This window comes from Pseudomonas sp. OA65 (assembly GCF_017498305.1).
Taxonomy (GTDB): domain Bacteria; phylum Pseudomonadota; class Gammaproteobacteria; order Pseudomonadales; family Pseudomonadaceae; genus Aquipseudomonas; species Aquipseudomonas zanjanensis.
The window spans coordinates 40863-54397 of record NZ_JAGDEZ010000024.1; the positions used below are offsets into that span (position 1 = coordinate 40863).

Sequence of the window (13535 nt, forward strand, 5' to 3'; positions counted from 1 at the left end):
AACGTGGATCCGGGCCTGGGGGTGCGGGCGATAATCGCACCAATTGGCGAAAAGAACAGGTATCGGCTCAGTTTTCCCCTTCAACTGACAGGTCCGCAAGCGAAAAATGTAGGCACTCGGTCCATAACAATCAACACCGACCCTGGTCGCGTGCTTCGTGCGAGTCATAAGAACAATGAAAACCCTCAAGACCCAAGTCGCTATCATCGGCGCCGGCCCCTCTGGCCTGCTGCTCGGCCAGTTGCTGCACAACGCCGGGATTGACACCGTCATCCTCGAACGCCAGGCCCCGGACTATGTCCTGGGCCGCATCCGCGCCGGTGTGCTGGAGCAAGGCATGGTCGAACTGCTGCGCCAGGCCGGCGTCGGCCAGCGCATGGACGCCGAAGGCCTGCCCCATGACGGCTTTGAGCTGGTGCTCAACGATCGGCGGGTGCACATCGACCTCAAGGGCCTGACCGGCGGTAAAAACGTCATGGTCTACGGCCAGACCGAAGTCACCCGAGACTTGATGGCCGCCCGCGAAGCCGCCGGCGCCCGCACCCTGTACCTGGCCAGCGACGCCCAGCCCCACGACATGCAAACCGAACACCCCTTCGTGACCTTCGAACATGAAGGGCAAGCCTGGCGCCTGGACTGCGACTACATTGCCGGTTGCGACGGTTTCCACGGCGTGGCGCGACAGGCCATTCCAGCGGAAAAACTCAAGGTCTTCGAACGCGTCTATCCGTTTGGCTGGCTCGGCGTGCTGGCCGACACCCCACCCGTCCACGAGGAACTGGTCTACGCCCGGCACGACCGCGGTTTTGCCCTATGCAGCATGCGCTCCAAGACCCGCACCCGATACTACCTGCAAGTCCCCGCCGAGGAACACGTCGCCGACTGGCCGGACGAGCGCTTCTGGGGTGAACTGAAAAACCGCCTGCCCGCCGACCTGGCCGACGCCCTGGTGACCGGCCCGTCCATCGAAAAAAGCATCGCGCCGCTGCGCAGCTTCGTGGTCGAACCGATGCAGTATGGGCGGATGTTCCTGGTGGGTGACGCGGCCCATATCGTCCCACCTACGGGGGCCAAGGGCTTGAACCTGGCGGCCAGCGATGTCAGCACGCTGTTCAACATCTTGCTCAAGGTCTATCGCGACGGCCGTGTGGACTTGCTGGAACAATATTCGGCCATCTGCCTGCGGCGCGTGTGGAAAGCCGAGCGGTTCTCCTGGTGGATGACCTCGATGCTGCACCGCTTCGACGACGATGCCTTCAACCAGCGCATCAGCGAAGCCGAGCTGGAGTATTTCCTCGACTCCGAGGCCGGTCGAAAAACCATTGCGGAAAATTACGTCGGGCTTCCTTACGAGGCTATCGAATAGCCGCCTATCGACTTAAACTGGGGGCTTCGTCCCATTCGCCTCTTTGGCGCGACGCCCGCAGGTTCTGTCGTGACTCAGCTCAATACGCTCCACGCCCCGAAACCGGCCATCCGCAGCGTACTGGTTGCCCTGATGCTGGCGATTTTCCTCGGTGCGCTGGACCAGACCATCGTCGCCGTCTCGATGCCGGCCATCTCCGCCCAATTCGCCGACGTCAGCCTGCTGGCCTGGGTGATTTCCGGCTACATGGTCGCCATGACCGTGGCGGTGCCGATCTACGGCAAGCTCGGCGACCTTTATGGCCGCCGACCGCTGATGTTGTTCGGCATGGGCCTGTTCACCCTGGCCTCGCTGTTCTGTGGCCTGGCGCAAAACATGGAACAACTGGTACTGGCGCGGATTTTCCAGGGCATCGGCGCCGGCGGGATGATTTCGGTAAGCCAGGCGATCATCGGCGACATCATCCCACCCCGCGAACGGGGTCGCTACCAGGGGTATTTCAGCAGCATGTACGCGGTGGCCAGCGTGGCCGGGCCGGTGCTCGGTGGCTACATGACCGAATACCTGTCGTGGCGCTGGGTGTTCTGGATCAACCTGCCGCTGGGCCTCGCGGCCTGGTGGGTGGCCCGGCGCACCCTCGTCGGGCTGCCAGTACCGCAACGCACGCCGATCATCGATTACCTGGGCACCGTGTTGCTGATCATCGGCCTGACGGCGTTGCTGCTGGGGATCACCGAGGTTGGCCAGGGCCATGCCTGGCACAGCCGTGAAGTGCTGGGATTGCTGGGTTGCGCAGGAGCGGCGCTGGGGATGTTCGCCTGGCACGAGCGCCGGGCCCGGGAACCGTTGCTGCCGATGCACCTATTCGCCAACCGCACTGCGGTGCTGTGCTGGTGCACGGTTTTCTTCACCAGTTTCCAGGCGATTTCCCTGACGGTATTGGTGCCGCTGCGCTTCCAGAGCGTGACCGGCGCCGGTGCCGACAGCGCGGCCTTGCACTTGTTGCCGCTGGCGATGGGGCTGCCGATCGGCGCGTATTTCGCCGGCCGGCGAACCTCGGTCACGGGACGCTACAAACCGATGATCCTCAGCGGCGCCCTGCTCTTTCCATTCGCGATCCTCGGCATGGCCTTCACCGCACCTGACGCATTCTGGCTCAGCAGCCTGTTCATGCTGCTCAGCGGCATCGCCTCCGGCATGCAATTCCCCACGTCGCTGGTGGGTTCGCAAAACGCCGTGCAACAACAGGACATCGGCGTCGCCACCAGCACCACCAACCTGTTCCGCTCCCTCGGCGGCGCGGTGGGCGTGGCCTTGATGTCGGCGTTGCTGCTGGCCTTGCTGCAGGATTCAAGCTTCGCCCAGCTCGCCGGTTCGTCGCTGCTCGGCGAAGGGCATTCCGGCAACGTCTTGCTCGACGGTCTCAACGCTGCCCCGGGCGAGGCGCAGCATGCCTTGCGCCAGGCGTTGCAGGCGACGTTCCGGCATTTGCTGCTGATCAGCGCGGCGGTGTCGCTGCTGGGGTTGGCCGCAGCGGTAGCGATGCCCAACCGCCTGTTGCGAGGGCGGGATGACAAGGCTGAGTAACCTGTAACACCCCCCTCTGTGGCGAGGGACTTGTGGAAGCAAAGCTTGCTCGCGAAACAGGCGCCTCGGTTTTCCGAAAGACCGCATCGCCTTCATCGCGGGCAAGCCTTGCTCCCACAAACTGATAGCAAGCCTTGCTCCCACAGATGGATATCAAGCCGTCGCTACGACACCCTCCGGCACCACCACTGCACTCATCCCATCCTTCATCCGCTTGGCATCGCGCACGAAGCAGCGTGACGCCAGGAACAGGAACACCATAGTCAGGAGCAGCGCCACCGGGATCAGGTACATCGCGTCATGCAGGCCGATGGCCTTGAAGGCTTCGGTCATCTGCGGGGCGCCTGCGGTCGCCATGGCCGTGCGGGCGAAGTAGTCGGACAAGCCGCCCACCACCACCGGCCCCAGGCCGCCGCCGAGCAAATACAGCCCGGCAAAGTACAACGCCATCGCCGTGGCGCGCAGGCGCGGCTCCACCACGTCCTGGATCGCGGTGTAGACGCAGGTGTAAAAGTTATAGGCAAACAGCCAACCCACACTGAACACCGCCACGAACACACCGATTTCTATGCGCCCGGCATGCAGGGCCCACGCCGTGGTGACCGTCGAAATCGCCAGGCTGAACGCGGCAAACAGCAGGCGGCCGTTGGGCACGCGCTGGTGGATCTTGTCGGCGACCCAGCCGCCCAGGGTGAGCCCGAACAAGCCCGTCACGCCCACCATGATCCCGGTCGCCACGGCCGCCTCGTGCAGCGGCATCAGGAAATAACGCTGCAGCATCGGCACCAAGAACGAGTTGCAGGCATAGGTCGCGAAATTGAAGCACAGCCCCGCCAGCACCAGCCAAAGAAAGGTCGGAATCGCCAGCACCCGGCGAACCGGCTTGTCGATCTTTTCCTGGGACACCTGCACGGTTTCCGCCGCGCCGCGCTTGGGTTCCTTGATGAAAAACATGAACACCGCCAGCACCAGCCCCGGCACCGCCGCGATGAAGAACGGCGCGCGCCAGCTGTCGAAGGCCTTGACCATCGCGCCGATGGTGAAAAACGCCAGCAGCAGCCCCAGCGGCAGCCCCAGCATGAAGATGCCCATGGCCCGCGCCCGGCGATGGGCCGGGAACAGGTCGCCAATCAAAGAGTTGGCCGCCGGTGCATAGCTGGCCTCGCCGATGCCAACGCCCATGCGCACCACCAAGAACGCCCAGAAACTGCCCACCAGACCGTTGACCGCCGTCAACCCGCTCCAAGCCGCAAGACCCCAGCCCATCAATTTGCTGCGCGAACCGTTATCGGCCATGCGCCCCAGGGGCAAGCCGGCAATGGCATAAACGATCGTAAACGCGGTGCCGATGATGCCGATCTGGAAGTCGCTGAGGCTCCACTCCATGCGGATCGGCTCGATGATGATCGCCGGGATGGTGCGGTCGAAGAAATTGAACAGGTTGGCCAGGAACAACAGGAACAGAATGCGCCAGGCATTCGCCGCTTGGGTCGAGTTCTGCATGGGTCCGTCTCTTTTATTGTTATGGGCCAACGGTCCGTGGCCTGGATATGCAATCTAGACAGCGGTAGGGCAACTGTCTCCGATCATTCGCAAGGCTGATACCCGACCATGGGGAACGGCGTATTTCTTGATGACGGTCAAGTTCTTGTAATAACTGCCATCATTTTGCCTTTTATTGGTTAAAGATCGAGGTTCGGTGGCCGATTCAACATGATCAGGAAAAGATTATCCCGAGCGCTGCTCAGGCTGCAGCACTGACCGCTTGGACCGATTTTTCGCGTTTATCCCGGCGCGAATTCCCATCCGCGAGGGTTCGATGAGCGCATTCGTCGAGCCACCAGTTCAGGCATATGGCGCACAATGACCTCAAAAAAAACAGCCACTGCGGTATCCGATCTGACCTTGAGCCCGGCCGCCAACGGCCCTGAAGTCTCGAAGCCGTCCAGCCCCCCGCGCCCTCTGTCGACCCAGCAGTACCTGTATTTCACCGAAACCAATACCGACCGTATCCTCGACAACCTTGATGGCCTGCGTGACACCGTGTTCCCGCGCCCGCCGCACCTGGTGGACGACGAATTCGACCGCGCCCAGCAAGAGTTCCCGTCGGTGTGCCTGATCGGCCTCGGTCGCTGCGGCTCCAACATTGCCTTGGACGTGGCCGAACTGGTGTACAACGCCCGCAAGTTCTACCTCAACGAATTCAACGCCGAAGACAAAGGCTACAGCGACAAGGGCTACAGCCCGGCGCAGTGGATCCGCAACAACCTGCGCCTGGGCACCAGCAAGGCCAGCAAACCGGTATTCCTGGTGGAACCGCTGGTCATGCTCGGCGACCTGGACAAGGACATCGCCGGGCGCATCCGTTTCTCGCGCAAGGGCGAGAAAAGCGGCTTTTTGCGCGACTACAGCAAAATGAAAATCATGGACCTGTCGGAAGTCCACGCCGGTGGCGCCGGTAACGCGCCGATCCTCGGCCAGTACCTGGCCAAGATCATCCTGAACAAGGACACCCAGCGTTTCTCCAGCCCCGACTGGAAAATGATCCACTCGTACCTGATCGACAGTTGCGGCATCAAGGCCAACCAGTCGCGCCTGTATTTCTCGATCTTCAGCGCCGGCGGCGGTACCGGTTCGGGCATGGCCTCGGAGTTCGGCCTGGCCCAGCAGTACTCGTACATGAACAAGACGTTCGACACCAAGCCGATGGACGAACACGACAGCAAGAGCGGTCACTCCTTCGTCTTCGAGCCGATCTTCACCAGCGGCATCTGCGTGCTGCCGAACATTTCCGACCATCGCAGCGAAATGTCCGAGGCACTGCACATCAACGCCGGACGCCTGCTGTGCAAGTACCTGTCGGAAGAATGGGATTTCTCGTACAACTTCGCCAACGAAGACAGCAGCGAAGCCAGCGTGATGGGGCGTATCCGCCCATGGAACGCGATGATGCTGATCTCCAACGACATCATGCGCTACGCCGAGGAAAGCGATGACGGCAACATCCAGAACATTGATGTCAATGCCATGGAGAAGCACGCCAACCAGTACATCTCCCAGCAGATCTTCAACATCCTGACGGCCCAGGCCGTCACCACCGACTACGACCAGAACTACTTCCGTCGCGCCGGCATCGACATCGGCGAAACCATTCGCCTGGACGCCAACGACCTGTTCATGAGCCTGGCCGGCCCGGTGGCGATTGCCTACGCCGAGTCCGTCGTCCCGGAAACCCCGGCGCCGAGCGGCGACAAGTTCAAGGTGTTCGAGAAAGAGCCACCGCGCCTGAACATTGATGACCTGTTTTTCCGCTCCATCGACCTGCCGCACTTCAACAAGGTTACCCAGGCCATCGAAGGCATCAGCCTGTTGCCGATCGAATCCAAGCGCTACCGCGCCTCCCTGGAGCAATACAAGAACTCCGGCTACGACGCGGCGGCCCTGCATGACCTGCACTTCTTCAAGAACTGCTCGTCGGTGGTGTCCATCGTCTCCTTGCCGAAGGACTATAAGCTGTCCTACATGGACCTGAACCGGCTCAAGACCCACCTCAACAGCCTGTTCCCCAACACCACGCTCAAGCGCTACGCGTTGGTGATCGGCGCCTCGGCCAACCTGTCGCTGACCACGCTGATCGCCAAGAGCCCGTGCTTGTCGGACGACTTCCTGACCCTGATCGTGGCGTTCATCAAGCGCTGCTTCGCCCGCACCCCGTACCGCTTCGACGAGACCCTGGACAATTCGATCCTGGACTTCATCATCAATGAAGACTTCGACGAAGCCCGCATCGACGAACTGCTCAATGAGTTCGAGAACCCGGCGAAGATCCTCGACACCAATTGGTACGCGATCAAGCCGATGTACGAGAAGAAGTACCGTGAACTGATCAACGACAAAGACAAGTTCGTCTCGATCAACGACATCCGCCTGTCCCGCGACTGCGTGAAGAAATCCATCAAGTACCTGCGCGAGATCTACCGTCACCGGATTGGCAAGACCAAGGTTATTTCCCTGAATAACCATACGGGCAGGTCTTATTGAGGCTGGCTTGAAACCGAGCCGCCCCGATTCGCGAGCAGGCTCGCTCCCACAGAGGATTTGTGAACACAGGTCCCTTGTGGGAGCGAGCCTGCTCGCGAAGGCGGCCTATGCAACGCCTCGAAACAACATCCAGAAACAATTGAGCAGCCCAAAGGCTGCTCAATGAACTGTTCCCGTTACGTATACGTCACCCTGCCCTGTGGCGTTTCGCCACGGCAGGCTGACATCACGCTACTCACCTACACACTTTCGACCAGGCCAACGAGCGAACCAACTTGGTGCGTCGATCAATTCGACGCCCTTTCCTGGATCATAATCCAGGGCGAAACCACCACCGCCCAGAGCTGCGGATCGCGCTCCAAAAAATCCAGCGCCCGCGTTTCAGACAGCTTGGCGAGCTGGTCGGCGGCCAGCCAGGCGGCGACTTTGGTACCTTCGTCCTGGGCAACAGCCTCGGCGGCGGCGATCAGATCCAGTGCCGGATCGACCCACAATAGGGCACCCTTGGCAAAGAACGGCTCCAACTCTTTCCAGGTAATAGATGCGGTTTCACCAAGCAGCTTGGCATAGAGGGTGCTAGGTTCTTGATTCATGGGAGCTGTCCGGAAAAGAAATCGGCGCGAATGATAACGTCGGTGGTCTGGCAGAAAAACCCGGTAGCAATTGCAGCACCGATTGAAAAGCGCAGGAAAGCCAAGGATTGCCGAAACGACCGGACAACCCCCGCCGCTATTCTGTCTTTTTCTTTCAATTAAGCGACACCCCCAGGTTTTGCCCCCAAGCGCCAGCTTCCCTTGCCAACAATCGGCGCTCTACACTGTACCGGTACAGTTGCCGGGGGCATTTTCCGCGAGGGTATCCAAGATATCTGACCCGGTTCTGCTGCTACGGCGCCAGGACTATAAAAACTACAACAGCATGAGTGGAGCACTATGACTAAGGCTACTAAGCAGATTTCCAAACTGTTTGCCGCTATGGTTCTGGCCGGGGTTGCCAGCCATTCGTTTGCCGCCGACACCATCAAGATCGGCATCGCCGGCCCGAAAACCGGCCCTGTAGCCCAATACGGCGACATGCAGTTCAGCGGCGCAAAAATGGCCATCGAACAGATCAACGCCAAGGGCGGCGTCGACGGCAAGCAGCTCGTCGCCGTTGAATACGATGACGCCTGTGATCCAAAACAAGCGGTCGCGGTCGCGAACAAGGTCGTCAACGACGGCATCAAGTTCGTGGTTGGCCACCTGTGCTCCAGCTCCACCCAGCCCGCTTCGGACATCTACGAAGACGAAGGCGTGATCATGATCACCCCGGCCGCTACCAGCCCGGACATCACCGCCCGTGGCTACAAGATGATCTTCCGCACCATCGGCCTGGACAGCGCCCAAGGCCCAGCGGCCGGCAACTACATCGCCGACCACGTCAAGCCGAAAGTCGTTGCGGTCCTGCACGACAAGCAGCAGTACGGTGAAGGCATCGCCAGCGCCGTGAAGAAAACCCTCGAAGGCAAAGGCGTGAAAGTGGCCGTCTTCGAAGGCGTGAACGCCGGCGACAAAGACTTCTCCTCGATGATCGCCAAGCTCAAGCAAGCCAACGTCGACTTCGTCTACTACGGCGGCTACCACCCGGAGCTGGGCCTGATCCTGCGTCAATCCCAGGAAAAAGGCCTGAAGGCCAAGTTCATGGGTCCGGAAGGCGTGGGTAACGACTCCATCTCGCAGATCGCCAAGGAATCTTCCGAAGGCCTGCTGGTAACCCTGCCGAAATCCTTCGACCAGGATCCGGCCAACGTCGCCCTGGCTGACGCGTTCAAGGCCAAGAAAGAAGACCCGAGCGGTCCGTTCGTGTTCCCGTCCTACTCCGCAGTGACCGTGATCGCCGACGCGATCAAAGCTGCCAAGAGCGAAGACGCAGGCAAAGTGGCTGAAGCCATCCACGCCGGCACCTTCAAGACACCTACCGGTGACTTGAGCTTCGACAAGAACGGCGACCTGAAGGACTTCAAGTTCGTGGTCTACGAGTGGCATTTCGGCAAACCTAAAACCGAAGCTTCGCCTCAGTAAGGCCTGGCCTGACTGACTGCCAATAAAGCCCACGGCGTGCCGTGGGCTTTGTTTTAAATGTATTGGGCCGCGCTGGCGTGATCCGCCAGTCTCCCCACCTGAAAATCTCAAAACCGTCATCAGCGGTTCGCTGGCAAAACTCGTGTTCGAAGTGGATGCAGATCCACGGGACCCGGGCGGGAAAATGACTCCACCAGTGAAATGCGTATCAGGTTTTTAGGAGCGCTGTAATGCCTGACATCTATCACTTCTTCCAGCAGCTGGTTAACGGCCTGACCGTTGGCAGCACGTATGCCCTGATCGCCATCGGCTATACGATGGTCTACGGCATCATTGGAATGATCAACTTCGCCCACGGCGAGGTGTACATGATCGGCTCCTACGTGGCGTTCATCGCCATCGCCGGGCTGGCCATGATGGGACTCGACAGTGTCCCGCTGTTGATGACCGCGGCTTTCATCGCGAGCATCGTGGTCACCAGTTCCTATGGCTACAGCATCGAACGGATCGCCTACCGCCCCCTGCGCGGCAGCAACCGTCTGATCCCGCTGATTTCCGCCATCGGCATGTCGATCTTCCTGCAGAACACGGTACTGCTTTCGCAAGACTCCAAGGACAAATCCATTCCCAACCTGATCCCGGGCAACTTCGCCATCGGGCCAGGCGGGGCACATGAAGTGCTGATTTCCTACATGCAAATCGTGGTGTTCGTGGTGACCCTGGTCGCCATGCTCGGCCTCACGCTGTTCATCTCCCGTTCCCGTCTGGGCCGCGCCTGCCGCGCCTGTGCCGAGGACATCAAGATGGCCAACCTGCTGGGCATCAACACCAACAACATCATCGCCCTGACCTTTGTCATCGGTGCGGCCCTGGCCGCCATCGCCGCGGTGCTGTTGAGCATGCAATACGGCGTGATCAACCCCAACGCCGGCTTCCTCGTGGGCCTGAAAGCCTTCACCGCCGCGGTACTGGGCGGCATCGGCAGCATCCCCGGCGCCATGCTCGGCGGGCTGGTGCTGGGCGTGGCGGAAGCCTTTGGCGCCGATATCTTCGGCGACCAGTACAAGGACGTCGTGGCATTCGGCTTGTTGGTTCTGGTTCTGTTATTCCGGCCGACCGGCATCCTGGGCCGCCCGGAGGTTGAGAAAGTATGACTAGGCATCTCAAATCGGCGCTCTTCAGCGCCTTGCTGGTCTGGGCCGTGGCCTACCCGGTACTGGGTCTTAAACTGACCATCGTCGGCATCAACCTGGAAGTGCATGGCACCAGCCCGGCTATCCTGGCGACCATCGCCGTGTGTTCGCTGCTGATGTTCGTGCGCGTGTTGTTCAGCACGCAGATCAGCGCGGCGTGGAAGTCTTCGCCCGGCCTGCCGGTGATCCCGGCCAAGGCCAGCAACTTCCTGACCCTGCCGAGCACCCAGCGCTGGATCGTGCTGGGCTTGGTCGTCGTGGCCTTGGTGTGGCCGTTCTTCGGTTCGCGCGGCGCGGTGGACATCGCCACGCTGATCCTGATCTACGTGATGCTCGGCCTGGGCCTGAACATCGTCGTAGGCCTGGCCGGCTTGCTGGACCTGGGTTACGTCGGCTTCTACGCCGTCGGCGCCTACAGCTATGCACTGCTGTCCCACTACTTCGGCCTGAGCTTCTGGATCTGCCTGCCGATCGCCGGGATGATGGCCGCCACCTTCGGTTTCCTGCTGGGTTTCCCGGTCCTGCGCTTGCGTGGCGACTACCTGGCGATCGTGACCCTGGGTTTTGGCGAGATCATCCGTTTGTTCCTGCGTAACCTGACCGACATCACCGGTGGCCCGAACGGCATCAGCAACATCGAGAAACCGACGTTCTTCGGCCTGACCTTCGAACGTAAAGCCGCCGAAGGTTTGCAGACCTTCCACGAGTACTTCGGCCTGCAATACAACTCGATCAACAAGGTGATCTTCCTCTACCTGGTTGCTCTGTTGCTGGCCCTGGCCGCGTTGTTCGTCATCAACCGCCTGCTGCGCATGCCGATCGGCCGTGCCTGGGAGGCATTGCGTGAAGACGAAATCGCCTGCCGTGCCCTGGGCCTCAACCCGACCGTGATCAAACTGTCGGCGTTTACCCTCGGTGCTGCGTTCGCCGGTTTTGCTGGCAGCTTCTTCGCTGCTCGCCAGGGCTTGGTGACGCCGGAATCCTTCACCTTCATCGAGTCGGCGATCATCCTCGCCATCGTCGTGCTGGGCGGGATGGGCTCGCAACTGGGCGTGATCCTGGCGGCCATCGTGATGATCCTGCTGCCGGAAATGATGCGTGAATTCAGCGAATACCGCATGTTGATGTTCGGCGCGTTGATGGTGCTGATGATGATCTGGCGTCCTCAAGGTCTGCTGCCTATGCAACGCCCCGAACTTAAACTAAGAACGGAGCTGCGCAAATGAGCCGCGAGATTCTCAAAGTCGAAAACCTGAGCATGCGCTTCGGCGGTTTGCTGGCGGTCAACGGCGTAGCCCTGACCGTGCAAGAGAAGCAAGTGGTTGCCCTCATCGGGCCGAACGGCGCGGGCAAGACCACCGTGTTCAACTGCCTGACCGGCTTCTACCAGCCCACCGGCGGCACCATCCTGCTGGACGGCGAGCCCATCCAGGGCCTGCCCGGTCACCACATCGCCCGCAAGGGCGTGGTGCGCACCTTCCAGAACGTGCGGCTGTTCAAGGACATGACAGCGGTCGAGAACCTGTTGATCGCCCAGCACCGTCACTTGAACACCAACTTCTTTGCCGGCCTGTTCAAGACCCCGGCGTTCCGCAAGAGCGAACGCGAGGCCATGGAATACGCCGAGTACTGGCTGGACAAGGTCAACCTCACCGAGTTTGCCAACCGTACCGCCGGGACCCTGGCCTACGGTCAGCAACGGCGCCTGGAAATCGCCCGCTGCATGATGACCCGCCCGCGGATCCTCATGCTCGACGAACCGGCCGCCGGCCTGAACCCGAAGGAAACCGAAGACCTGAAGGCGTTGATCGGCGTGCTGCGTGAGGAGCACAACGTCACCGTGCTGCTGATCGAGCACGACATGAAGCTGGTCATGAGCATTTCCGACCACATCGTCGTGATCAACCAGGGCACGCCCCTGGCCGACGGCACGCCGGAGCAGATCCGCGACAATCCTGAAGTGATCAAAGCCTACCTGGGGGAAGCGTAAATGCTGCAGTTCGAAAACGTTTCCACCTTCTACGGCAAGATCCAGGCCCTGCACAGCGTCAACGTCGAGGTCCGCCAGGGCGAAATCGTCACGCTGATCGGTGCCAACGGCGCCGGCAAATCCACGTTGCTGATGACGCTCTGCGGTTCGCCCCAGGCCCACAGCGGCAGCATCCGCTACATGGGTGAGGAACTGGTGGGCCAGGACTCGGCGCAGATCATGCGCAAGAGCATCGCCGTGGTGCCTGAGGGCCGTCGGGTATTTGCCCGTCTGACCGTGGAAGAAAACCTCGCCATGGGCGGTTTTTTCACTGACAAGGGCGACTATCAGGAACAGATGGACAAGGTCTTGCACCTTTTCCCACGCCTGAAAGAGCGCTTTACCCAGCGCGGCGGCACCATGTCCGGCGGTGAACAGCAAATGCTCGCCATCGGCCGTGCGCTGATGAGCAAGCCTAAGCTGCTGCTGCTTGACGAGCCTTCCCTGGGCCTGGCACCGATCATCATCCAGCAGATCTTCGACATCATCGAACAGCTGCGCAAGGATGGCGTGACGGTGTTCCTGGTGGAGCAGAACGCCAACCAGGCGCTGAAAATCGCCGACCGGGCGTATGTGCTGGAGAACGGTCGCGTGGTGATGCAAGGCACCGGCGAAGCCTTGCTGACCGACCCGAAAGTGCGCGAGGCGTACTTGGGCGGTTAAGTCTGGCGCAAATAAAAAACGGCCTTCGGGCCGTTTTTTTTACCCATCGTAAAATGACTGCCTTTGTGGCGAGGGAGCTTGCTCCCGCTCGGTTGCGCCGCGACCGCAACACCTTGGGGCCGCGGCGCGGCCCAGCGGGAGCAAGCTCCCTCGCCACGGGTTTGGGGGAAAACCGAAAAAAATCTGCAGACCGCTGTAACGCTTTCCCACCTCCCCTCTCTAGTTCAGCAGACCGGCGCTAACGCCGGTTCATTTCCCTGAATGACTGGAGAATCATCATGACTGCTTCGACCCGCACCCTGTCCGCCGCCGCCCTGGTCCTGGCCCTGGGTTCTGCCCTGAGCATGACAGCCGTCTCGACCGTCCACGCTGCTGACGACAGCATGGAAAAATGCTTCGGCGTCGCCCTCAAAGGCAAGAACGACTGCGCCGCTGGTGCCGGCACCACCTGCGCAGGTACGGCAAAAATGGATTACCAGGGCAACGCCTGGAAATCGGTGCCAAAAGGCACTTGCACCACCATGGAGAGCAAAACTTCCCCGACCGGTTTCGGCCAGCTCGAAGCGTTCAAAGCCAAGTCCTGATCGCAACTGCCT

11 protein-coding genes are annotated in these 13535 nt (G+C 60.8%); 9 read left to right on the plus strand and 2 right to left on the minus strand.

The window, feature by feature from the left end; translation table 11 throughout:
- Positions 1 to 175 precede the first annotated feature (175 nt).
- Positions 176 to 1366, plus strand: a complete 1191-nt coding sequence (gene pobA / locus J3361_RS19535) for a 4-hydroxybenzoate 3-monooxygenase (protein WP_207965956.1) — start codon at positions 176 to 178, stop codon at positions 1364 to 1366.
- Between the two features lie 69 nt (positions 1367 to 1435).
- Positions 1436 to 2953, plus strand: coding sequence for an MDR family MFS transporter (locus tag J3361_RS19540; protein ID WP_207965957.1), 1518 nt, complete (start codon positions 1436 to 1438; stop codon positions 2951 to 2953).
- A 153-nt stretch (positions 2954 to 3106) separates the two neighbouring features.
- Here J3361_RS19540 and J3361_RS19545 read toward each other — a convergent pair whose 3' ends face one another.
- Positions 3107 to 4456, minus strand: coding sequence for an MFS transporter (locus tag J3361_RS19545; RefSeq protein ID WP_053119054.1), 1350 nt, complete (start codon positions 4454 to 4456; stop codon positions 3107 to 3109).
- Between the two features lie 360 nt (positions 4457 to 4816).
- Here J3361_RS19545 and J3361_RS19550 point away from each other — a divergent pair, with 360 nt between their 5' ends.
- Positions 4817 to 6994: a hypothetical protein gene (locus J3361_RS19550; RefSeq protein WP_207965958.1), complete on the plus strand. Its 2178-nt coding sequence runs from the start codon at positions 4817 to 4819 to the stop codon at positions 6992 to 6994.
- A gap of 287 nt (positions 6995 to 7281) precedes the next feature.
- Here J3361_RS19550 and J3361_RS19555 read toward each other — a convergent pair whose 3' ends face one another.
- Complete coding sequence (locus tag J3361_RS19555; RefSeq protein ID WP_053119051.1) at positions 7282 to 7587, minus strand: DUF2288 domain-containing protein; 306 nt, start codon at positions 7585 to 7587, stop codon at positions 7282 to 7284.
- Positions 7588 to 7926: 339 nt separating this feature from the next.
- Between J3361_RS19555 and J3361_RS19560 the strand changes: the two genes are divergently transcribed.
- The 6 genes from J3361_RS19560 (at position 7927) to J3361_RS19585 (ending at position 13523) form a co-directional block, all read left to right on the plus strand.
- Entirely contained in the window at positions 7927 to 9054 is a 1128-nt protein-coding gene (locus J3361_RS19560) for a branched-chain amino acid ABC transporter substrate-binding protein (protein ID WP_186708463.1), read from the plus strand.
- A 230-nt stretch (positions 9055 to 9284) separates the two neighbouring features.
- The gene (livH, locus tag J3361_RS19565) at positions 9285 to 10208 is read left to right on the plus strand and encodes a high-affinity branched-chain amino acid ABC transporter permease LivH (protein ID WP_014336891.1); all 924 of its coding nucleotides are present in this window, start codon (positions 9285 to 9287) and stop codon (positions 10206 to 10208) included.
- Complete coding sequence (locus J3361_RS19570; protein WP_207965959.1) at positions 10205 to 11473, plus strand: high-affinity branched-chain amino acid ABC transporter permease LivM; 1269 nt, start codon at positions 10205 to 10207, stop codon at positions 11471 to 11473. Before livH ends, J3361_RS19570 begins: the two co-directional genes overlap by 4 nt.
- Positions 11470 to 12237 carry a high-affinity branched-chain amino acid ABC transporter ATP-binding protein LivG gene (gene livG / locus J3361_RS19575; protein ID WP_053119044.1) on the plus strand — a complete coding sequence of 256 codons (768 nt, stop codon included), beginning with the start codon at positions 11470 to 11472 and terminating at the stop codon, positions 12235 to 12237. The genes J3361_RS19570 and livG overlap by 4 nt, the downstream gene beginning before the upstream one ends.
- On the plus strand, positions 12238 to 12939 hold the full coding sequence (locus J3361_RS19580) for an ABC transporter ATP-binding protein (protein WP_053119042.1): 702 nt from the start codon (positions 12238 to 12240) through the stop codon (positions 12937 to 12939).
- A 278-nt stretch (positions 12940 to 13217) separates the two neighbouring features.
- The gene (locus J3361_RS19585) at positions 13218 to 13523 is read left to right on the plus strand and encodes a DUF2282 domain-containing protein (RefSeq protein ID WP_207965960.1); all 306 of its coding nucleotides are present in this window, start codon (positions 13218 to 13220) and stop codon (positions 13521 to 13523) included.
- Positions 13524 to 13535 lie beyond the last annotated feature (12 nt).